We start from the raw sequence: 19,919 nt of genomic DNA, 5'->3' as shown, positions 1-19,919 counted from the left end.
GGGGCGATGCCGCTCAGCCGGACTCCAGCGCATCGCGGACGACGGCGGCGGCCGCGCGGGCGGCCGTGCGGACCGGGGCCGTGTCGTGGGCCGCTCGGGCGAGCATGAAGGCGCCTTCCAGCAGGGCGATCACCGAGCCCGCGGTGTCCCGGGCGGTGTCCGCCCCGATGCCCGCCCCGGCGTAGCGGGAGGCGAGGGCCTCGATCCACGAGGCGAAGACATCCGCCGTCGCGCGGCGCAGGCCCTCGTGCGTACTGGCGACCTCCAGGGCCACGGTGGCGATCGGGCACGGGTCGGCGAAGTCCAGCTCCCGGAGGGTCTCGGCGGCGCCCGTGAAGGCGGCAGCGGTGGCTGCCGCCGGATCCGCCCCCGGGTCGGCGAACAGACTGCCGATCAGCTCCAGATAGGCGGCCCCGGAGGTGCGGATCACCTCCTCGCCGAGCTGGGCCTTGCCGCCCGGAAAGAAGTGGTACGCCGAGCCGTACGGGGCCCCGGCCTCCGCGACGATCTGCTTCATTCCGGTCGCCGCGTAACCCTGCCGCCGGAAGAGTTCGGTGGCGGCGGTGACGATCCGCTGCCTGGTGTCGCCGGTGGTCCTCATGCCGGATAGTCTCTCACTAGATCGGTCTATCAAGTCACGGTCGCGGGGAGGCCATGCGATGCCGGAGATCGAACTGAGCGCCGGAACCATCGAGTACACCGACACCGGGCAGGGCGCGGGCGGGACCGTGGTGCTCGTCCACGGGCTCGCTTTCGACTACTCCGTCTGGGACGCCGTCGTGGCGGATCTGCGCGAGGACTTCCGCGTGGTGGTCCCCGTCCTGCCGCTCGGCAGCCACCGCCGCCCGATGCGGCCGTCCGCGGACCTGTCGGCCCAGGGCGTGGCGGATCTGCTCGCCGAGTTCCTGGAGCGGCTGGACCTGCACGAGGTCACGCTGGTGCAGAACGACGCGGGTACGGCCCAGCTCCTGCCCGGCGTACGCGACGAACGCATCGCCCGGCTGGTGCTCATCTCCTGCGAGGCGCTCGACAACTACCCGCCGGGCATCCAGGGCCGCACCCTGGTGGCCGCGAGCCGGATGCCGGGCGGCCTGTTCCTGCTCCTCCAGTCCTTCCGGGTGCCCTTCCTGGTGGCGATGGGCAGTTCGCTGGGCGGTATGACGGCGCACGGGATCCCGTACGAGCGGGTCCGCCGCTGGTACCGGCCGCTGCTGACCGACCGGGCGATCCGCCGGGACCTCGCCCGCTTTCTGCGCTCCACGCGGAAGGACACCTATCTGCGGGCCGCCGAACGGCTGCGGCACTTCGACCGGCCCGCGCTGGTGGCCTGGGGCGCGGAGGACCGGATGATGCCGCCCGCGACCGGTCGGCGCCTCGCCGAACTGCTGCCGCAGGGGCGGTACGTCGAGATCCCCGGGGCCGGAACGCTGGTCCCCGTCGACAACCCGGCGGCACTCGTCGGCGAACTGCGCCGGTTCATCGGGGAGAGCGACTGAGCGCGGGAGCGCGCGGGTCTCTGCCGGTGCGGTTCCTTGCGGCGTCCGGCCGCGCCACCGATTCGCGAGGTGCCGTGGGCGTGTCGTCGCACGCCCGCCGGACCATGGGACAGCCCTTAGGCTGTACGGAGCAGCACCGTGCGGGGGAGGGGCTTCCGCTCCGTGCCGAGGCAGTGCCCGTCGCGGGTCCGGGACCGCCGCACGCGCTCCGCCGACACGCCCCAGTCCGAAAAGAGGAAGCACCGTGTCCTTCGCTCCCCTCGGCCGGCACAACGGCGAGCACAGCGACTACTGCAACACCAGTCTGTGCTGCCGCTGCCAGCAGCGGAACTGGACGACCCAGCAGGGCAACGAGCGGCTCTGCGGCCGGTGCGCGGCCTGCTGCCGTGAGTGCGGCAGGGCGCCGGCACCACACCTGGACGGGCTCAACGACGGGATCTGCGTGGACTGCCGCGGACTGTGCACCCGCTGCCACAAGCAACTGCCCGACGGAGGCGTCTGCCACTGCCGGCAGTGGAGGCAGAGTCCGGGCAACGACCCGATGCGCTTCATCATGCAGGGCTTCCCCCAGCCACTGCTCCAGGCCCTCGGACACCGGGTCCCGCGCACTCTGCCCGACATCCTGTTCGAGGAGCTCACGCACCGGACGGCCGCCCAGCTCCTCGACCGTATCGAAAGGCGCTGGAGCAACCGCTGGTCCCACGCGATCCACGAACGCGACGAGGAGAACCGTCGCCGCTGGGCACCCCAGGAGATCGCCGAGGCCCTGGTGAGCTCCGGTGCCTGCTCGAACCGGGCGTGCGAGGACGGCTACCTCCTCGCCGACGGCGCGCCCTGCCCGTACTGCCGGCAGCCGGCCCACCGCTTCGTACCCGCCTCCGCCGACGCGATCTCCACCTCGGAGCATGCGCGAGCGACCGCCGCACAGATCCGGCAGGCCCTCATCAGCAACCGCTCCGCCGGGCGGAAGCCCAAGCGGGGGGCGCAGCCGGGCGCCTGGCCGACCGCTCCCGCCGGCTGACACCGGACAAAGAGCGCGGCCGCCGTGCGCGGCGCGTCCTCACGCGTACGCCTCATGGTGTGCGTCCGCGGAGTCCGGCCGGGTCACGGCGGCCTGCGTCCTTCTCTTCGTACCTCTCAGTGCGCCGGGGCGGCCGGAGTCTTCGCCGCGGCGGCGTTCTCCTCCGCGAGCCGTTCCATGCCGCTCTGCGTCCTGAGCGGCTTCTCCTTGATGAACAGCACCGCGATCAGGGCGAGGAACGCGAAGGGGGCTCCGATCAGGAAGACATCCGCGGTCGCGATCCCGTACGCGTGCTCGACGATCTCCCGGGCCGGCTCGGGAAGCTTGGAGAGGTCGGGGACGCCATGGCCGGCACCCCCGTTGTCCGCCGCCCCGCCGAAGCCCTTCGCCATCTCACTCGCCACCCGGTGGCTGAGCACGGCGCCGAGCGCGCTCGTGCCGATCGCCCCACCGAGGCTGCGGAAGAACGACAGCACCGAGGTCGCGGCGCCGAGCTCCGACGCGGGTACGTCGTTCTGGGCCGCCAGCACCAGGTTCTGCATCAGCATGCCGACACCCACGCCGAGCACCACCATGTAGGCGCTGAGCAGTCCGAACGAGGAGTCCGCGCTGATCGTGGAGAGCAGGCCCATGCCCGCGGTCATGATGATGCCGCCCGCGATCAGGAAGCCCTTCCACTTGCCCCGGGCGGAGATGATCTGCCCGGCGACGGTCGTGGAGACCATCAGGCCGAGGATCATCGGCAGGCTCATCAGGCCCGCGATGGTCGGCGTCTTGCCCAGCGAGATCTGGAAGTACTGGGAGAGGAACACCGTGCCGCCGAACATGGCCACGCCGACCAGCAGGCTCGCCACGGTCGTCAGTGCCACGGTGCGGTTGCGGAAGATGTCCAGCGGGATGATCGGTTCCTGGACCCTGGACTCGACCAGCACCGCGGCGGCCAGCAGAACCACACCGGCGGTGACCAGGGCGGCCGTCTGCCACGACGCCCAGTCGAACCGGTTGCCCGCGAGTGTCACCCACAGCAGCAGGGCGCTGACCCCGCTCATGATGAGGACCGCGCCGAGATAGTCGATCTTGACTTCTCTGCGCACCGTGGGCAGCTTCAGCGTCAGCTGGAGCAGTACGATCGCCAGCAGCGCGAACGGCACCCCGATGAAGAAGCACCAGCGCCATCCCAGCCAGGAGGTGTCCACGAGCACACCGCCGATGAGCGGACCCGCGACGGTGCCGACGGCGAACACGGCACCGAAGATGCCGGAGTAGCGGCCGAGTTCACGCGGCGGAATGATCGCCGCCATCACGACCTGGGCGAGCGCCGTGAGGCCGCCCGCGCCGATGCCCTGCACCACGCGGCTCACGATGAGCAGGCCGACGCTGTGCGAGAAGCCGGCCACGAGCGAGCCGATGATGAACATCGAGAGGGACAGCTGGATGAGCAGCTTCTTGTCGTAGAGGTCGGACAGCTTGCCCCAGATCGGGACGGTCGCCGTCATCGCCAGAAGCTCGGCGGTGACCACCCAGGTGTAGGAGGACTGGCTGCCGTGCAGATCGGCGATGATCCGGGGCAGTGCGTTGGAGACCACGGTGGAGGCCAGAATGGCCACGAACATGCCGGCCATCAGCCCCGACATGGCCTGGAGTATGTGACGACGCGTCATGGCTGGTGCGGCCCCTTCGGGCGCACCGGCCGTACCGGTTTCGGGTGTGACGGCAGCGCTCATCGGCCGGCGTTCCTCATTCTCTGGTTCGTCTGGATTCTCGGGTGAAAGGCCCCGGTGGGGGCTTCGCAGGTGCTTCAGGAGTCAGTCGTGCTTGAGGTCTTCAGGCGTTCAGACCGGCGGCCAGCGAGGTGAACGCCTCGCGGTAGATGCTCTGGAACGTGCGGGTACGGCCGGAGGCCACCCAGAGATCCACGGCGGCGCGCACGGCGGCGATCGCCACGTGCGCGAGCAGCCGGGGGTAGAGGTCGGACTCGGGATCCTGGCCGAGTCGCTCGGCCACGGCGGCGATCAGCGCGCGTTCGTCCGCGCCCCGGGCGGCCAGGAACCGGGACAGCATCGAAGGGCTCGCCCGGAGCACCGCCATCTGGAGCTCCCAGCGTTCGTGGTCCTCCTCGATGTGCGCGAGTTCCTGGCCGATCGCCTCGCGCAGGGCATCGAGCGCGGTGAGTTCCTTCGGCGCGTCGAGCACCGCCCGGCGGGTCCGTTCGGCGTTGTCCTGGTCGGGACGGGTGATCGCGTCCTCGAGGCACGGGAAGTAGTTGAAGAAAGTGCGCACGGACACGCCCACCGCGTCGGTGACCGCTTCCACGGTCACGTTCTCGATACCGCGGTCCGCGGCCATGCGCAGCGCCACATCCGCGAGGGCGTCACGCGTCGCGCGCTTCTTGCGCTCACGCAGCCCGAGGGGCATATCGGCGGCACTCATGAAGTGCATGCTATGCAAGTTTGCGCGTTGTGCAAAATTCTGTGGGCGGCAGGGGATCGCCCCCGCCGCCCGCTCCGGTACGGGGTACCGCTCAGGGCGTCTCGTGCGCCGAGCCCGGGTACACCATCCCGTCCACGGAGAGGAGTTCGCCGATCCGCCCGACGAGGTCCTGCGCGAGCAGCGGCCCGCCGTCCGCCGAGCGGATCCCCGGGGCCTCACCCGTCAGCACCCGGCCCACGCGGCCGCGCCCCGCGCTCAGCACCTCGCCCGTGACCGGCACCTCGTCGGCGAGCAGCGCGGCCACCACCGGCGCGACCGCCTCGGGCGGCGCCTCCTGCCGCATCCGCTCCAGCAGCTCGGGCGGCACGCCCTCGGTCGCCGCCGACATCCGCGACCAGGCCACGGGGGCCACGGCATTGACCCGGATGCCGTGCGGGGCCCCCTCGGCGGCCAGCGTCCGCGTCAGCCCCACGATTCCCGCCTTGAGCAGGGCGTACGCGGCGTTCCCCGCCATCCCGTACAGCCCGGCCGCCGAGGTGACCAGGACGACCCGGCCCCGGCCCCGCTCCATGAAGTGCGGCCAGGCGGCCCGCGCCAGCCGCCAGGCGCCGAAGGAGTGGATGGCCGTCATCCGCTCCAGCAGACCCTCGTCGATCTCGGTGAACTCCAGCCCCGGCCGGTAGATCCCGGCGTTCGCCACGATCCCGTCGACCGAACCGAACTCGGCGCAGGCCAGGTCGATCAGGGACCGGGTCCCCTCGACGCTGCTCGCGTCCGCGGTACTGGCCACCGCCGTCCCGCCCACCGCCCGGATCTCCTCGACGACCCGCGCCGCCGGGCCCGCGTCCCGGTCCCCGGTGCCGTCCGTCGCCGTCCCGAGGTCGTTGACGACGACACGGGCGCCGCGCCCGGCGAGATCGAGGGCATAGGCCCGGCCGAGTCCCCGGCCCGCGCCGGTGACGACGACGGAGCGCCCGTCCAGCCTCAGGGTGTCCCGCGTCATGCCGACACCTCCGGACCCAGCGCGAAGCCCCGGTAACCGGACCGCGCGACCTCCTCGCACCGCTCCCGGTAGTGGTTGAGCCCACCCGCGTACGGCATGAACACCCGCGCCTTGCCCTCCACATTGGCGCCCACGTACCAGGAGTCGGCGCGTGGGTAGAGGGTCGTGTCGGCGACCTCGTTGACATGGGCGACCCAGGAGTCCTGGGCCTCGGGCCGCGCCTCGATCCGGTCCACCCCGTCCTCGCGCAGCCGTCGCAGGCAGCCCACGATCCAGTCGACGTGCTGCTCGACCGCCCGCACCATGTTGACCAGCACCGAGGGGCTGCCCGGTCCGGTGACCGTCAGCAGATTGGGGAAGCCGGCCACCGCGAGGCCCAGGTAGCTGCGCGGCCCGGAGGCCCACTGCTCCTTGAGGGACCGGCCGCCCGTCCCCCGGATGTCGATACGGGTGAGCGGCCCGGTCATCGCGTCGTAGCCGGTGGCCAGCACCAGCACCTCGGCCGGGTACGTACCGGCCTCGGTGCGGATGCCGTCCTCGGTGATCTCCACGAGCGGTTCCGCCCGCAGGTCGACGAGACCGACGTTCTCCCGGTTGTAGGTGGAGTAGTAGCCCGTGTCGACGCAGATGCGTTTGGCGCCGATGGGGTAGTCCAGCGGGACGAGCTTCCGGGCCGTCGCCGGGTCGTCCACGGCTGCCCGGATCTTCTCGCGGACGAACTCGGCGAGGTGCTCGTTGGCCTTCCCGTCCGTCAGCACGTCGGTGAAGACCGACATGATCTCGGTCCCGCCGATGGCCCACTTGCGTTCGAAGGCGGCCCGGCGCTCCTCCTCGCCGACATCAAGGGCCGAGCGACCGGTGGAGGCGATGTAGAAGCCGGAGAATCCGGTACGGGCATGGGTGCGCAGCTCCTCCAGCTCCGCCTTGGCCCGCCAGCTCTCCCGGCCCGAAAGCGGTCGGTTGCGGGCCGGCAGGCTGTAGTTGGGGGTGCGCTGGAATACGGTCAGGTGTGCGGCGTCGGCGGCGAGTTCGGGGACCGCCTGGATGCCGGAGGAGCCGGTGCCTATGACGGCGACGCGCTTGCCCGCCAGGTCCACGCCTTCGTGCGGCCAGCGGCCGGTGTGGTGGACCTCGCCGCGGAAGGCGCCGAGGCCGGGCAGGTCGGGAACACGGGACGCGGACAGGCAGCCCACGGCGGTGACGAGGAAGCGTGCGCGGGCGCGGCGGCCGTCCTCGGTGGTCAGGAGCCACGTCCTGGCTTCCTCCTCCCATACTGCGGAGGCGACCCGCGTCTCGAAGGAGATCATCGGCCGCAGGTCGAAACGGTCCGCGACGTGCCGGGCGTAGCGGAGGATCTCGGGCTGGGTGGCGAAACGTTCCGACCAGTTCCATTCGGCGTGCAGTTCGGGCGAGAACGAGTAGCAGTAGTCCAGGCTCTCGACATCGCAGCGGGCTCCGGGGTAGCGGTTCCAGTACCACGTACCGCCGACGTCGTCGCCCGTCTCGAAGGCGTGGCAGCTGAATCCGTGTGCGCGCAGCTGGTGCAGGGCGTAGAGGCCGCCGAAACCGGCGCCGACGACGAGCGCGTCGTACTCCGGGACGGGGATGGCCGGGTCGGTCATGTGCGGGCTCCTTGCGGGTGTGTGGGCTCTTCGGACGGTCGGGAACGCTTCGGGCGACTCCGACGACTTCGACTGCTCGGGCGAGTTCAGGAGGCTTCAGGCAGGTCGAGGCGGCTTCAGACGGCGAGTCCGCGGCGCAGCGCGTCCAGCGCGCCCTCGCTCATGCGACGGGTCACGGCCGTGTCGGGAACGAAGCCCGCCGCGCCGTGGAAGGTGCCGGGGAACAGGTGCAGTTCGGTGGGGACACCGGCCCGAACAAGGCGCAGGGCGTAGTCGAGGCCCTCGTCGCGCAGCGGGTCGAGGTCGCTGACGGCGACATACGCGGGCGGCAGGCCGGCGAGGTTCTCGGCGCGGGCGGGCGCGGCGTAGGCGGGTACGGGGGCTGCTGGGTCGCGGTCCGCGCCGAGGTAGGCCCGCCAGCTGCGCACGGCGTTGGGGCGGTTCCACACCGGAGTGTCGGTGAACTCCCGCATCGAGGAGGTCTCCAGGCGGTCGTCCAGCTCCGGGATGTCGAGCAACTGGAAACACGGCACCGGTCCGCCGCGGTCCCGGGCGAGCAGGGTGAGGGCGGCGGTGAGGCCGCCCCCGGCGCTCATCCCGGCGACGGCGATCCGTGCCCGGTCCACCCCGAGACCGGCGGCGTTCGCGGCGAGCCACTCCAGGGCCGCGTAGCAGTCGTCGGTGGCGGCCGGGTAGGGGTGCTCGGGGGCCAGCCGGTACCGCACGGAGACGACGACGGCGCCGAGTTCGGCCGCCCAGCGTGCCGCGAGGGCCCGGTCCCCGTCCCCCTCCTCCAGGATGAACCCGCCGCCGTGGACATAGAGCACGGCGGGCAGCGCGTTCCCGGCCCCCGCCGGACGGAAGACCGCCACCGGAACCTCGGGGGTGCCCACGGCCCCCGGAACGCTGTGCTCGCTCAGCTCGACGCCCTCGGGAAGGGTGAAGGGCGGTGCGGCGGCGGCCATCGCCTCGACGGTGGCCCGCGCGGCGGCGGCGTCACCGACATCGAGGGCGGGCAGCAGGGAGAGCCACGGGGCGAGTTCGGGATCGACGGGCAGAGGAAGTGACACGGGGACCTCCGGCGGACGACACGGAGCGGTCCCGGACGGAGCGAGCGCCGCCCGGGAGGGCCGCTGCTGATGCCCGTCAGTCTGTGCCCGCGGCCCCGGCCGGGGCATGCGCCGGATGGCGCGGGAACGGTCCCCGTCCGCGCCGCTTGGAGCCTTGCGCCCGGAAGACGGAGGAGAGAGAGAGGGGCGGCCTGCCTGACAGCTTCCCCCTGCCCTGCGGACCACCCCTCATATGCCGAGTACGAGCCTCGGGCCCGCCACCCGTACCACCCGGCCCTACGCCGGGTTGTCCCGCAGGCGGCGCAGGGCGAGGGCCAGCGCGAGCCGGAAACGGCCCACCGTCTCACCCAGCCCGTAGCCGAGCGCCGCCTCCGCCCGCGCGACCCGCACCGCCACCGAGTTGTGGTGCAGGTGCAGCGTCCGTGCCGCCGCGCGCAGCGAATCCGCCTGCACCAGGACCTCCAGCGTGGTCAGCAGCTCCGTACCGCTGCCCGGCTCGGCGGCGAGCGCGTCCAGGACGGCCAGGTCGCCGATGTCTGCGATGGCCGGGCCGGACAGTTCCCTCGCGAGCACCTCGAAGGCGCCGAGCGAGGAGTGGTAGATCGCGGGCTCCTCCACGACCGGGGCCAGACCCACGTCCGAGCGGGAGGTCCCCGCGAACCGCAGCGCCCGCACCGCACCCTCCCAGGAGCGCGGCGCCTCGCTCGCGGTGACCTCGGGACCGACCCCGATCCGGAAGCCCGCCGGGGCGAGCAGCCGCTCCGGCAGCGGGCCCGTCACGGCGACCACGTGAACGGAGCCGAGCGCGGCCGTCCGGCGTCGGCTCACGGAGGTGGGCGCGAGCCGGTCGAGGACCGGCGCCAGTCCCTGCGGGCCCCGCCCGCCGTCGACGGCCAGGAGGGTCAGCGGGGCCGAGGGTGCGAAACCCAGCAGCCGCAGTGCGCGCGCCCGCTCGGGCAGCGGGGCCGTGGAGCTGATCACGGTCTCCAGCAACGCCGGGTCCAGCGGCACCGCCTCGCCTCCGCGACGGCTCAGCACGGCGTCGCAGGCCAGCGCCAGCCGCTCCAGGAGCAGTGCGTCGAAGGGCTGCGGGGCGCCCGTACGCGCCAGCCAGGCGCACTGCCCGCCGCGCAGCTCCCGGACGGTCGCGCCCGGAGGTGGCCCGCCCGGTCGGGTACTGCCGTCCGGCCGGGCCATGAGGCCGGTGGCACCGGGCCCGGCCAGCCCGACCGGGCACTCGGCGACCCGGGCCGCCATGCCCAGTACCCCGTCGAGGCCGAGCCGTTGCTCGACGAGTGTGTCGAAGAAGCCGATGAGCCGCATGGCGCCCTCCGCCCCGGCGCTGAGACCGGCGAGCCGCAGCACGAGACCCCGCATGTGCCTACCCCGATCTCCCCGTCGCAGAGGTGCTGTGACCTTGCGACGAGTGTCGTCCACCACAGCGGGGCGGGGAAGAGTCGTGCGTGTGGCCGGGGCCGAGGCGCATGGGTGCGGGCCCTTCGCTCAGGTGCCCAGCGGCACCGGCGCGGCGGGAACCCCCGAGGCGATCACGTCGGTGAGGAGGGTCGCCAGGTCGCGCGGGGAGAAGATCTCGGGGCCGTCGTAGGCGGCGACTTCCTGCGGGTGCCACCACTCCAGACCACTGATGTGTTCCGCGGCGAGCGCCTCGTCGGACAGTGTTCCGCGCGGGCTGAACCTGGCCGCCCGTATGAGGAAGTAGTCGTTGACGACGCCGTCGCAGCCCGACGCGTGTCCCGGTGCCACGACTTCCTGGTGCCACACGTGCGGCGGATCGGTCCCGATCACGAGGCCCACCTCCTCCCGCAGTTCGCGACGGAGCGCGGTGAGCGGCGTCTCGCCCCGCTCGATCCCTCCGCCGGGAGCCGTCCACACGACCGTTTCCGGCGGCCCCGGAAGGGTGAACCGGCAGAGAAGGACGCAGTCGTTCTCGTCGAGGACGAGCGCGCGGACCGAATGACGCAGATGCTTGGAGGGCATCAGGACACGCTAGCCGTCCGGAGCAGGGGCGGGAGTCGAGGGTGCTCCGGCCGACGCCACTCCGAGCAGCCCCGCCGTGCACCGCGACGGTCGGTGCACGCTCCATGCTCCGTTTCCGGCTCCGCCGGACGCCCGGACGCCCTCCTTGCCGTGTGATGCCCGGTGGTGGCGCCGGGACTATCCGGGAAGCATGGCGCGTCGCCCGGGGGCGGCGGAGGACTGCATGCTCATCCCGCCGTCGACGACGAGGAGTTGGCCGGTGAGATACCGGGACTCGTCGGAGGCGAGGAACACCATGGTGTGCCCGATGTCCTCGGGAGAGCCCAGATACGGGAGTGCGTTGCCCTTCTTCAGCGCTTCGATGACGTCCTCGGGCAGATTGTTCTCCAGGGCGGGAGTCATGACCGCGCCGGGGGCGACGGCGTTGCAGCGCACGTTCTGCGGCCCGTACTGGACGGCGATCGACTTGGTGATGCTGACCACCGCGGCCTTGACGGCGCCGTACGAGGTCTGCAGGACGTCGCCGACGAGCGCGGCCACGGACGCCGTGTTGATGATGGATCCGCCGCCGGCGCGGATCATGTGGGGCACCGCGTGCCGGGCGCCCAGGAGGGTGCTGCGCATGTTGAGGGCGACGGCCCGGTCGAATTCGTCCATGTCCATGCGCAGCAGGTCCAGGTCCTTGCGCGGGTTCGTTCCGCCGACGTGGTTGCACAGGACGTGCAGGTCGCCGAATTCGCCGACGGCGGCGGCGACCATGTCGGCGACCGAGCCCTCGTCGGTGACGTCCACGGTGACCGGCAGCGCCCGGCCGCCCGCGGCCTCGATGAGCGCGGCGGTCTCCTCGGCACCCCGGGTGTTGTGGTCGGCGACCACGATCCGGGCGCCTTCCCGGCTCATCAGTTCGGCGGCGGACCTCCCGATACCGCTGCCCGCACCGGTGATGACCGCGACCTTGCCCTTGAGGCGTTCCATGGCCCTGTCCTTTCGTCTGCGTAGGGAGAGACGGCTGTGCGACACCTCTAGGGGCTGTGCACATAATATGCACCATACATAGAATATGCATCGTGCACAAAATATCGGCCGTGGCCTTCGACGCGGGGTGGGAATGGGCGATGATGACGGGGAATCGACGGTGGAAGAGGGGCAGGCGCATGAGTGGGCAAGAGCACCGGCTGAGCGATCTGGAGCGGGAGTTGACCTTGCTGTCGCGGCATTTCATCGCCGCGCGCGGCCCCCGCATGGGCCAGAGCCTGGAGCGCTCGGCCTATGTGCTGCTCACCCGGCTGGAAGTCGGTGAACCACTCACGCTCAAGGAGCTGGCGCTCACCTTCCAGGTCGACGTCTCCACCATCAACCGGCAGGTCAGCGCCATGCTCCGCAACGGCCTGGTGGAGCGCATCCCCGACCCCGAAGGGGGGATGGCCCGCAAATTCCGCCCCACCGCGCTCGGCCTGGAACGCCTGGCGGCGGATCGTGCCGTCAGCCGCGCGGGGACCACGCGTCTCATCGAGGCGTCGGGATGGACGGACCGGCGGACCGAGGAGTTCGTCACCCTGCTGGTGGAGTTCAACCAGAGCATCGAACGGCTGGAAGGGCTCACCTGGTCCCGTACGGGCCGGGCGGCCGAGCCCTCGCCCACGGACCGATCCGGGAAAACGCGGTGCGAGCAGGGTTACGACGACGCGGGCATACGTGAGCGGTGAGCCTCCTGACCGATGTCGGGAACCCGGCCCGCCCTCACCTCACGGTCTTCTCAAGAAGCGTGAACGACTTGGGTACGCCGCCTGGTTGCTGCTTGCCCGCCTTGTGACCGACGCGCCGATAGCCGTCGGCCATGTAGTAGGCGTTCAGGCGGGCGTTCGTGGCCAGGCAGTCCAGACGGGCGAACGACCGCCCCGTCTCGGCCACACGGCGCTCCGCCGCCCGCAGCAACCACCGCCCCGTCCCCGGCCGGGCGCTGCCGTGGTCCACCATCAGCCGGTGCACATAGCCGGCCACCGGCGGCTGCGGGCCCCAGGCGTCCTCGTCCGCCCACCACAGCTCCCAGGCCCCGGCCACGCGGCCACGGTCCTCGGCGATCCAGACCTCGCCGTTCGCCATGATCCGGCGGAAGTGGTCCTCGTCCAGCTCACCGGGCTGCCACTGGCCGGTAATGCCCCGGGCGAGCATCCAGCGGGCGGCGTCGTCGCGCAGACGGACGAGGGCGGCGAGGTCGGTTTCGTCGGCCAGGCGGGTCCGTAGATCATTCACGCCGCGATCCTTGCACGGGCCCGTGCAGACGTCAGGTGACGACCCCGCACCATCGCGAGATCGTCACGGCCAGGGCTGTGCCGTTCAGCGGAACTCGTGGACCAGCTGGATCTCGCCGACGATATGGGCGTTGAAGTCGTCGAGCTCCTCGGCCGGAACCCACAGTTCGAGAATCGTTCGCCCACCGGCCTGCCGAACGGGGTAGCGCCGCAGGAACTCCGAATCGACCTCGAACCGTGTGACGAACCCGGCTCCGTCGTACTTCACGTTCCAGTCCCTCGCGATCCTGATCGCGTAGTCCTCGTTGAGGACCGGGTAGAAGATGGGCTGCTCGGGCAGGCGAGGCGGCCACGCGCGCCAGCCCGATTCCCGGACCAGATCCAGCTCCTGGGGGCCGGTCGGGCGCCACAGGGTCGTCGTCGCTTGGCGGCTGATCATGAGAATCGCTCTCTCCGGACGTGGAAGGCCGCCGATACGGCTGGTCGAGGGCCGGACGATACCCGTACGACATGCCGGTCGGCCACGGCGTTTCCGTCCCCGGCGCGGCCCCACGGACCGGCCGGGCCGGGCGCGGCACGCGCCTGCCGAGTCCGCCTTCGCGCCCCGCCACATGGGCTAATCGCCGCTGGGCCGAGCCCGCCATGATCAATACCCTGTCGCCCGGCGCGTGACCTCGCGCCGTCGGACAGAGAAGGCGAGCGACCCCCAGTGGAACTCCCGATGTTGCAACGCGTGGTTCGGCTCACCGCGGCGGCCGCGTTGCTTACGATGCTCGCCGGTGCCCCGGCCGGCGCGGCCGGTGAATGGCGGAAGGTCGGCGATGACGCCCGTAGCGGAGTCAGCGGTCTCGCGTACGAGGGCCGCACCGCAGACGGCGCCGGGGTGCACGCGCTGGTCGTGCACGACAATAAGCGGTCGGGGCAGCAGCGTCTCTCCCGGCTCATCCACCGGACGGGCTCCGACGGCGTCGCACCGATCACCTGGAACGGGCCGGAACCCGTCGATCTGGAGGCCATCGAAGCCATCCCCGGGATTCCGGAGGAGTACCTGGCGCTCGCCAGCCGCGGCATTGTCTATCACGTGAAGGTCACCGGCTCCGCGGCGGAGGTCCTCGACTACTCCCCGCTGCCGGGCATCGGCGAGGGCGACGACTTCGAGAGCTTCGCGCTCGTCGCCCGGGACGGAAGACTCGCCGCACTCTGGGCGGACCGGGGAGCCGGTGCCGACCGTCCCGCCACGCTGTACGCGGCGCCGCTGACGTTCGCTCCCTGGGGACAGCCGCAGTTCGGCGCTCCGACGCGCCGGGCCTATCTGGCGGCGTACCCGACCGGTGAGGGCACGCGCCACATCTCCGACATCTCGGTGACCGACTCCGGCCGGATCATCGTGAGTTCGGCGTCGGACGCCGGTGACGACGGCCCGTTCGACTCCGCGGTGAGTGACGCGGGCCGTGTGACGGTGTCGGACGCCGGTCGGGTGCGGGTCACGCTCGCGGCGCACCCGGCCGTGCTCGGAACGTTCCCGGGATACAAGATCGAGGCGGTGGAGTGTCTGCCCGGTACCTCCGACGCCCTCCTGGGGACCGACGACGAGAACCTCGGCGGATATGTGCGGGCCATGCCGTTCTGCGGAGCCTGACACCCCGTCGCCGTGTGCTGCCCACCCCCTGCGCAGGTGCGCGGAGGGCGGATTCGGGGCTTGCGCGAGGTGACGATCGCCGGTCCCCGGGACCCGTTCGGGTCGCGGGGACCGGCACTGCCGTTCTGGGGCGGCGCGGATCCGAGGATCCGAGGGCGGACTACTCCGGTCCTCCGGTCCTCGGACGCGGTGCGGGAAACGGCCTGCCGTTACTCGGCGGCGGTTTTGCGAGCGTAGGTGAGAAAGATCGCCCCGCACTGCAGGACGGTGTGGTCGGTGAGTTCCCAGCCGCACGGGTCGAATGCCGCCTTGTCGGAGAAGAGCGGGATCCCGGCGCCGATGGTCATCGGGCTCAGCTTGACGACCAGTTCGTCGATCTCGGAGTACAGCGCACCGGCGAGCTCGGCCCCGCCTATCAGCCAGATGCCCTTGCCGTCCTGCTGCTTCAACTCCCTCACGGTGGCCACCGGATCGTCCGCGACCAGCTCCACCGCCGGGTCCGGGCTCTCGTTCAGCGTCCGGGAGAACACCAGGTGCCGCAGATGCGGATAGGCGTCGGTCAGCCCGGCCCGGAGGCCGATCTCGTACGAGCGCCGTCCTTCGAGGACGGTGTCGAAATGCGTGCCGCCGTCGGTGATGTTCAGTGCGGCGCGGGCCGGCGCGGGCAGGGTCTCCGGGTACTCGGTGATGAGGTGCTGGACGTAGTCCGCGGGAACCGGCCAGAAACCGTCCGGACCGGTGGGGTCGGCGCCGTCCGGGCCCGCGATGAAACCGTCGAGAGTGGACGCGATGTAGTACACGAGCTTGCGCACGGACGACCTTCCGTTGATCGGTTCGGCAGTGGCCGAACGGGGAGTGACGGCGAACGCGGAGCGGACGCGAGCCGTTCGGCCCAGCCTCTGGGCCTCCATGATCACCGCGTCTCCGTTACGGGGCAAGGCTCTTGGCTCCGTCGGCCCCGCCCTGCCCGTCCGACCCCGAGTGCAACCGGTGTGCACTCGCCCACTTCCGCACGGTGGACCTCCGGCCACCTGGAGGTGAGCAGGGTGCCTTGATCCTTCCGATTCCCCGCCTGTTCAATCAGCGGATGACCGAGACCGGTGCCGACCCGAGTGCCTGGGCCCTGCTGCCCGAGGGCCTTCGTCCCTCCAAGCAACTATCCGACGCGTGGTTGCGCGGTCTGGGTGGCAACCGGGCCGCCCCGGCAGAGGTACTGATCCGCCTCTTCGACGCGAGGGATCGGCCCCTGGTGCATTTCCTCTACCGCGACGACCTTCCGGCCGGTGTCCGGGACGCGGCGGTCGTCCACCCGTCAAGGACCGTCCGCGGCATGGCGGCGGAATCAGGGAGACTCTCACCCGCGCAATGGTGCCGGCTCCTCGCCGCCACCCCGAAGTCGGCGTTCCGGGAGGCCCTGGCGGAGCTGGCGGCCGAGCAGACGGCGCAGCGGGCCGCGCATCCGAAATCCGGCATACGGATCGGCAACGAGCCGGCGCCGGACTCCGAATCCCGGCCACCTTCGAGCCCGGCCGAGATCATGGCGATGGCGGCCACCGTTCCCGACATCGCTCCTGAGGACATCACCTACGCGGTGTGGTGGATCGCGGCCCTTCACGACGACGCCGACGCGATGCGCAGGCTCGCCGTGTCCCCGAACCTCCGGATCCGCCGCAGTGTGGCCCGCGCCCCGCACCTTCCGCCGGACGTCGTGGAGCTCCTCGCGCACGACGAGGACCGCGTCGTACGCCTCTTCCTCACCGAGTCCTGCGACGACGCCCCGGCGTACCTGCTCCTGGAGGTGTGGAGCTGGTGGTCCGGCAGCTTCTCGTTCCCGGGGCGCCCCCGCAATCACCCCAACTTCCCCCGCCATGACCTGCTCCGATTCGCCGAGGAACCGCAGCCCCGGATACGCCTTCTGGCGCTCGACGACCCCGCGTCGAGCGCCTCGCTCGTCGAATGGTTCAGCCGCGACCCCGACGCCCAGGTGCGAAGCCGCGCCGCCGACGACCCGCGCCTGTCTCCCGAATCCGCTGCCCGGCTGGCCCACGATGCCGACCACCATGTCCGCCGCTCGGCCTGGCAGAACCCGGCCCTGCCGCCGAAGGCCCTGATCCCTCTGCTCCTCGATGAGCACAGCGCCGAGGACGCCGCCCAGAACCCGTCGATCCCGACGCCGGTCATGCATCGCATGATCTCCCTGGCCGCTGCACGCGTCTGACAGACAGTCGCCCCTCACCGCACCACGGCATCCCTTCTTCACAACATCTCTTTCAAAACAACTGTTGCGGGTCTATCTTCGGCGCATGGCCGCCCCCTTCACTCCAGCCGCCGAGTCCCCGGAACGGGACATCGAACTCGACACCGCAGCCCTGCGCGTACTCGCTCATCCGCTGCGCCTGAACGTGCTCACCCTGCTGCGCGAGCGCGGCCCCTCCACCGCCACCCGCATCGGCGACGAACTCGGGATCAACCCCGGCGCAGCCAGCTACCATCTGCGCCGCCTCGCATCGGGCGGACTCATCATGGAGGAACCGGGCAGGGGCACCGGACGGGAGCGATGGTGGAAATCCGTCCACCGTCAGTCGATCCACGATCCCGCGGCCGCGCCCGCGGAGCAGCGCGAGGCCGGGCGCGCCTACACGCAGGCAGTCGCCGTGGCCGCCGCCGACCGACTGCGCCGGGCCGCGCAGGAGGTGGCCCTCCTCCCCGAGGAATGGCTCGACGTCACCGCGTACAGCGACTTCCTGCTGTACCTGACCCCTGGCGACGTGGACCGGATGCGGACCGAGATCTTCGAGGTGATCTCCCGGTACCGGCACGGCGAGGGCGAGGCGCCCGAAGGATCCTCCCCGGTGGTCCTGCAGGTGCAGGCGTTCCCGGCGGCCGGAACGGCTCTGCCACCGGCCGGTGGCGCGTGAGCGCGCACGAGATGGCCCCGCCTGCGCGGGCCGCGTACCGGGATGCCAACGTCCTGCGCTGGCTCACCGCTTACACGGCTTCGGTCACGGGCGACGTCGTGTACTTCCTCGCCCTGTCCTGGGCGGCCACCCGTGTCGGTGGGCCGTCGCAGATGGGCCTGGTGGTCGCGGCCGGGGCACTTCCCCGTGCGGTGCTCATGCTCGGCGGGGGTGTGGTGGCCGACCGGTTCGGGCCGCTCCGGGTCGCCGTCGTCAGCGATGCGATCCGCTGCGCGGTCGTCCTCGCCGTGGCCGTGGCCGTGGTGCTCACCTTCCCGAGCGTGTGGCTCCTGGTCGTGGTCGCGCTGATCTTCGGCGTGGTCGACGCGGTGTTCATGCCGGCGGTGGGTGCCCTTCCGCCACGCATCACGTCGCCCGAGCAACTTGCCCGGGTCCAGGGGATGCGCGGGCTGTCGATCCGGCTGAGCAACGCAGTCGGCCCCCTCCTGGCGGGATCGGTGATGGCGATCGGGCATGCGGCCGGTGCGTTCACGCTCGCGGGCGTCCTGTTCGCCGCCTCGCTCGCCGTGCTGCTCACGGTGCGGATCGCCGCTCCGGCGGAGGCGGCACCCCGGCGCGCCTCCGCCTGGCGTGAGTTGGGGGATGGCCTGCGGTATGTCCGCCGCCACCGGATGCTCGCGCCGCTGGTCGCGGTGATCGGTCTGAGTGAGATGTGCTTCAGCGGTCCGGTCGCCACCGGCCTGGTGCTCCTGGCGGACGAACGCGGCTGGGGCGCCCCCGGCATGGGGTGGGTCGCGAGCGCGTTCAGCGTGGGCGCCGCGGCCGCCGCGTTACTGCTCACCGTGGCGTCCCGAATACCGCGCGCCGGACCGGCGATGTCCGGTGCGTTGCTCGTCACCGCGGCGGGAGCGGTCGCCCTGGGGCGCGAACCGGCACTGCCCGTCGCCGTGATGTTCGGCGCTTTGATCGGCCTGACCAGCGGGTTCACCACAGCGGTGACCGGTGCCCTGATTCAGACGGAGAGCGACCCCCGCTACCTCGGCCGGGTCACCTCGGTCACGACCTTGTGCACGCTCGGCCTCGCACCCGCACTCTTCCCGGCCGTCGGAGTCACGGTGGCCCTGTGGGGAGCCGACGCGTTCTTCGCCGGATGCGGTGCGATCTGCCTGCTGGCCGCGGTGCTCGGCCTCTCCGTTCCCGCGTTGCGGCGCGCCGAACTCCAACCGCCGGGGTCCGTCACGCCGACCGCGCCGTTCCCCTCCGGGCCGCCGGTGCCATGATGATCGTCACCGGAGGGTTCCTGCCGACGGAATGCCCGACCGGCCTACGGACCCGCCTGACCCCGTACACAGACGTAGGAGGGCACATGGGAGAGCGGCCGCAGCAGGAACAGGCGAGCCTCGAGGCCCAGAAGCGCATCCGGGAGAGCTTCGGCCGCCAGGGACTGATGGCCCATCTCGGCGCGCGCATCACCCACGTCGGCCCCGGCCGGGTGCACATCGGGCTTCCGGCCCGTCCCGAGGTGACCCAGCAGCACGGATACGTCCACGCGGGCGCCACCAGTGCCATCGCGGACAGCGCCGGTGGCTACGCGGCGCTCACGCTGTTCCCCGAGGAATCCGATGTCCTCACCGTCGAGTACAAGATCAACCTCCTCGCGCCCGCCGCGGGGGACCACCTCGAAGCGATCGGCATCGTCCTGAAGCCCGGACGCACCCTGACCGTCTGCCAGTTGGAGGTGTACGGCGTCCGGGGCGACGGCGAGCGGAAACTCGTCGCCAACGGCCAGCAGACGCTGATCCGTGTGGACAGGCCCGCGAAGTGACCCGGCGGGGACGCGGGGACGGGGAACACCGCTTCCGCGATGCGAGGTCCGTCCGGTCAGGGGAGCCGGTCGGTGACGCGAGGCGTGACAGGGGGACGGTGTCGCTCAGCCCTGGATGAGCGGATCGTAGGGCTCGTCCTCCGCCGTGAGGACCAGCACGAAGTCCTTGCCCGCCCCGGTGGCGACCTGGTGCAGACGGGTCAGGACTTCGGCCTCGGTGGGAAGGGCGAGGCCGAGCGCCTCGGCCGCACGGTCCCGTCGAACTGTCAGGTCGGGCATGTCCTCCAGATACTCGGCGGCCAACTCGCGGCTCTCCGCCTCGGTGAACGCGCGGCAGTCGCGCCACCAGGGTGCGACCAGGAGCAGCCGCAGCAGCTCCGGCAGACCGATCGCGACCAGAGCCGCGCCGCCTTCGGAGTCCGCGTACAGGACCGGACGTTCCTCGCCACCGTCGCCGCAGAAGAAGTACGTGCCCCCTGCTCCATCACCCGCGAAACCCTCCAACGCCGCGCCTGACGCGAGGTGGACACTCTCGACATGGTCGCCTCGGCCGAGCTCGAAGTCGCCCGGCCAGGCCAGGAAGCGGGCGGCCTCGTCATGGGCGACGACGGCGGTGATCAGCGAGTGCATGGGCCGAACCTTAGC

Annotated in this window: 21 protein-coding genes; 8 read left to right on the top strand and 13 right to left on the bottom strand. The window is 71.6% G+C overall.

Translation table 11 applies throughout. The features are described from left to right. Positions 1 to 13: 13 nt before the first annotated feature. Positions 14 to 601, bottom strand: coding sequence for a TetR/AcrR family transcriptional regulator (locus GA0115234_RS40340; RefSeq protein ID WP_093551762.1), 588 nt, complete (start codon positions 599 to 601; stop codon positions 14 to 16). A gap of 58 nt (positions 602 to 659) precedes the next feature. On the opposite strand from GA0115234_RS40340, the gene GA0115234_RS40335 reads away from it, so the two are divergent. After that, positions 660 to 1,496: an alpha/beta fold hydrolase gene (locus GA0115234_RS40335; protein ID WP_093551760.1), complete on the top strand. Its 837-nt coding sequence runs from the start codon at positions 660 to 662 to the stop codon at positions 1,494 to 1,496. Between the two features lie 244 nt (positions 1,497 to 1,740). Further along, positions 1,741 to 2,517 (top strand): hypothetical protein, encoded by a 777-nt coding sequence (locus tag GA0115234_RS40330; RefSeq protein ID WP_093551758.1) that lies wholly within the window; start codon positions 1,741 to 1,743, stop codon positions 2,515 to 2,517. Positions 2,518 to 2,633: 116 nt separating this feature from the next. Here GA0115234_RS40330 and GA0115234_RS40325 read toward each other — a convergent pair whose 3' ends face one another. From GA0115234_RS40325 to GA0115234_RS40290, 8 genes are all read right to left on the bottom strand, one after another. Then, a complete protein-coding gene (locus GA0115234_RS40325; protein WP_093551756.1) occupies positions 2,634 to 4,241 on the bottom strand; it encodes an MDR family MFS transporter in 1,608 nt (535 codons plus the stop codon). Positions 4,242 to 4,341: 100 nt separating this feature from the next. Further along, on the bottom strand, positions 4,342 to 4,947 hold the full coding sequence (locus GA0115234_RS40320) for an acyl-CoA-like ligand-binding transcription factor (protein ID WP_093552021.1): 606 nt from the start codon (positions 4,945 to 4,947) through the stop codon (positions 4,342 to 4,344). 91 nt (positions 4,948 to 5,038) lie between these two features. Continuing rightward, positions 5,039 to 5,950 (bottom strand): SDR family NAD(P)-dependent oxidoreductase, encoded by a 912-nt coding sequence (locus tag GA0115234_RS40315; protein WP_093551754.1) that lies wholly within the window; start codon positions 5,948 to 5,950, stop codon positions 5,039 to 5,041. After that, the gene (locus GA0115234_RS40310; RefSeq protein ID WP_093551752.1) at positions 5,947 to 7,572 is read right to left on the bottom strand and encodes a flavin-containing monooxygenase; all 1,626 of its coding nucleotides are present in this window, start codon (positions 7,570 to 7,572) and stop codon (positions 5,947 to 5,949) included. The genes GA0115234_RS40315 and GA0115234_RS40310 overlap by 4 nt, the downstream gene beginning before the upstream one ends. Before the next feature lie 116 nt (positions 7,573 to 7,688). Then, entirely contained in the window at positions 7,689 to 8,642 is a 954-nt protein-coding gene (locus GA0115234_RS40305; protein WP_256088937.1) for an alpha/beta hydrolase, read from the bottom strand. Between the two features lie 276 nt (positions 8,643 to 8,918). Next, complete coding sequence (locus GA0115234_RS40300) at positions 8,919 to 10,019, bottom strand: helix-turn-helix domain-containing protein (protein WP_093551748.1); 1,101 nt, start codon at positions 10,017 to 10,019, stop codon at positions 8,919 to 8,921. 126 nt (positions 10,020 to 10,145) lie between these two features. Further along, positions 10,146 to 10,640 (bottom strand): NUDIX domain-containing protein, encoded by a 495-nt coding sequence (locus GA0115234_RS40295; RefSeq protein WP_093551746.1) that lies wholly within the window; start codon positions 10,638 to 10,640, stop codon positions 10,146 to 10,148. A gap of 177 nt (positions 10,641 to 10,817) precedes the next feature. Further along, complete coding sequence (locus GA0115234_RS40290) at positions 10,818 to 11,615, bottom strand: SDR family NAD(P)-dependent oxidoreductase (RefSeq protein ID WP_093551744.1); 798 nt, start codon at positions 11,613 to 11,615, stop codon at positions 10,818 to 10,820. 179 nt (positions 11,616 to 11,794) lie between these two features. Between GA0115234_RS40290 and GA0115234_RS40285 the strand changes: the two genes are divergently transcribed. Continuing rightward, a complete protein-coding gene (locus GA0115234_RS40285) occupies positions 11,795 to 12,346 on the top strand; it encodes a MarR family winged helix-turn-helix transcriptional regulator (RefSeq protein WP_093551742.1) in 552 nt (183 codons plus the stop codon). Positions 12,347 to 12,380: 34 nt separating this feature from the next. Here the strand turns inward: GA0115234_RS40285 and GA0115234_RS40280 are convergent, their stop codons facing one another. Then, positions 12,381 to 12,893, bottom strand: a complete 513-nt coding sequence (locus GA0115234_RS40280; protein WP_093551740.1) for a GNAT family N-acetyltransferase — start codon at positions 12,891 to 12,893, stop codon at positions 12,381 to 12,383. Between the two features lie 84 nt (positions 12,894 to 12,977). Continuing rightward, complete coding sequence (locus GA0115234_RS40275) at positions 12,978 to 13,331, bottom strand: hypothetical protein (protein ID WP_093551738.1); 354 nt, start codon at positions 13,329 to 13,331, stop codon at positions 12,978 to 12,980. A gap of 282 nt (positions 13,332 to 13,613) precedes the next feature. On the opposite strand from GA0115234_RS40275, the gene GA0115234_RS40270 reads away from it, so the two are divergent. Next, entirely contained in the window at positions 13,614 to 14,531 is a 918-nt protein-coding gene (locus GA0115234_RS40270) for a hypothetical protein (RefSeq protein ID WP_093551736.1), read from the top strand. Between the two features lie 209 nt (positions 14,532 to 14,740). Here the strand turns inward: GA0115234_RS40270 and GA0115234_RS40265 are convergent, their stop codons facing one another. Then, positions 14,741 to 15,343, bottom strand: coding sequence for a dihydrofolate reductase family protein (locus tag GA0115234_RS40265; RefSeq protein ID WP_093552019.1), 603 nt, complete (start codon positions 15,341 to 15,343; stop codon positions 14,741 to 14,743). Positions 15,344 to 15,618: 275 nt separating this feature from the next. Here GA0115234_RS40265 and GA0115234_RS40260 point away from each other — a divergent pair, with 275 nt between their 5' ends. The 4 genes from GA0115234_RS40260 to GA0115234_RS40245 all read left to right on the top strand — a co-directional run bounded on the left by GA0115234_RS40260 (position 15,619) and on the right by GA0115234_RS40245 (position 19,274). Then, positions 15,619 to 16,749 carry a hypothetical protein gene (locus GA0115234_RS40260; RefSeq protein WP_141718551.1) on the top strand — a complete coding sequence of 377 codons (1,131 nt, stop codon included), beginning with the start codon at positions 15,619 to 15,621 and terminating at the stop codon, positions 16,747 to 16,749. A gap of 85 nt (positions 16,750 to 16,834) precedes the next feature. Continuing rightward, positions 16,835 to 17,449, top strand: a complete 615-nt coding sequence (locus GA0115234_RS40255) for an ArsR/SmtB family transcription factor (RefSeq protein WP_093551733.1) — start codon at positions 16,835 to 16,837, stop codon at positions 17,447 to 17,449. 11 nt (positions 17,450 to 17,460) lie between these two features. Then, entirely contained in the window at positions 17,461 to 18,729 is a 1,269-nt protein-coding gene (locus GA0115234_RS40250; RefSeq protein ID WP_176729415.1) for an MFS transporter, read from the top strand. Between the two features lie 86 nt (positions 18,730 to 18,815). Beyond that, positions 18,816 to 19,274 (top strand): PaaI family thioesterase, encoded by a 459-nt coding sequence (locus tag GA0115234_RS40245; RefSeq protein WP_093551729.1) that lies wholly within the window; start codon positions 18,816 to 18,818, stop codon positions 19,272 to 19,274. Between the two features lie 105 nt (positions 19,275 to 19,379). Here the strand turns inward: GA0115234_RS40245 and GA0115234_RS40240 are convergent, their stop codons facing one another. Next, entirely contained in the window at positions 19,380 to 19,904 is a 525-nt protein-coding gene (locus GA0115234_RS40240; protein WP_093551727.1) for a hypothetical protein, read from the bottom strand. Between the last annotated feature and the right edge of the window lie 15 nt (positions 19,905 to 19,919).

The sequence above is a fragment of the Streptomyces sp. DvalAA-43 genome (assembly GCF_900091725.1).
In the GTDB taxonomy this organism is placed as follows: Bacteria; Actinomycetota; Actinomycetes; order Streptomycetales; family Streptomycetaceae; genus Streptomyces; species Streptomyces pulveraceus.
The sequence above is the reverse complement of the archived record's forward strand: the minus strand, read 5'-3'. Positions and strand labels throughout refer to the sequence as shown.

Bases quoted from the DNA above. Each gene is read 5' to 3' on its own strand.
- GA0115234_RS40275 (WP_093551738.1), bottom strand. From the start codon at position 13,331: ATGATCAGCCGCCAAGCGACGACGACCCTGTGGCGCCCGACCGGCCCC.
- GA0115234_RS40250 (WP_176729415.1), top strand. From the start codon at position 17,461: ATGGCCCCGCCTGCGCGGGCCGCGTACCGGGATGCCAACGTCCTGCGC.
- GA0115234_RS40310 (WP_093551752.1), bottom strand. From the start codon at position 7,572: ATGACCGACCCGGCCATCCCCGTCCCGGAGTACGACGCGCTCGTCGTC.
- GA0115234_RS40295 (WP_093551746.1), bottom strand. From the start codon at position 10,640: ATGCCCTCCAAGCATCTGCGTCATTCGGTCCGCGCGCTCGTCCTCGAC.
- GA0115234_RS40335 (WP_093551760.1), top strand. From the start codon at position 660: ATGCCGGAGATCGAACTGAGCGCCGGAACCATCGAGTACACCGACACC.
- GA0115234_RS40245 (WP_093551729.1), top strand. From the start codon at position 18,816: ATGGGAGAGCGGCCGCAGCAGGAACAGGCGAGCCTCGAGGCCCAGAAG.
- GA0115234_RS40270 (WP_093551736.1), top strand. From the start codon at position 13,614: ATGTTGCAACGCGTGGTTCGGCTCACCGCGGCGGCCGCGTTGCTTACG.
- GA0115234_RS40255 (WP_093551733.1), top strand. From the start codon at position 16,835: ATGGCCGCCCCCTTCACTCCAGCCGCCGAGTCCCCGGAACGGGACATC.
- GA0115234_RS40300 (WP_093551748.1), bottom strand. From the start codon at position 10,019: ATGCGGGGTCTCGTGCTGCGGCTCGCCGGTCTCAGCGCCGGGGCGGAG.
- GA0115234_RS40315 (WP_093551754.1), bottom strand. From the start codon at position 5,950: ATGACGCGGGACACCCTGAGGCTGGACGGGCGCTCCGTCGTCGTCACC.
- GA0115234_RS40240 (WP_093551727.1), bottom strand. From the start codon at position 19,904: ATGCACTCGCTGATCACCGCCGTCGTCGCCCATGACGAGGCCGCCCGC.
- GA0115234_RS40340 (WP_093551762.1), bottom strand. From the start codon at position 601: ATGAGGACCACCGGCGACACCAGGCAGCGGATCGTCACCGCCGCCACC.
- GA0115234_RS40285 (WP_093551742.1), top strand. From the start codon at position 11,795: ATGAGTGGGCAAGAGCACCGGCTGAGCGATCTGGAGCGGGAGTTGACC.
- GA0115234_RS40320 (WP_093552021.1), bottom strand. From the start codon at position 4,947: ATGAGTGCCGCCGATATGCCCCTCGGGCTGCGTGAGCGCAAGAAGCGC.
- GA0115234_RS40325 (WP_093551756.1), bottom strand. From the start codon at position 4,241: ATGAGCGCTGCCGTCACACCCGAAACCGGTACGGCCGGTGCGCCCGAA.
- GA0115234_RS40290 (WP_093551744.1), bottom strand. From the start codon at position 11,615: ATGGAACGCCTCAAGGGCAAGGTCGCGGTCATCACCGGTGCGGGCAGC.
- GA0115234_RS40260 (WP_141718551.1), top strand. From the start codon at position 15,619: ATGACCGAGACCGGTGCCGACCCGAGTGCCTGGGCCCTGCTGCCCGAG.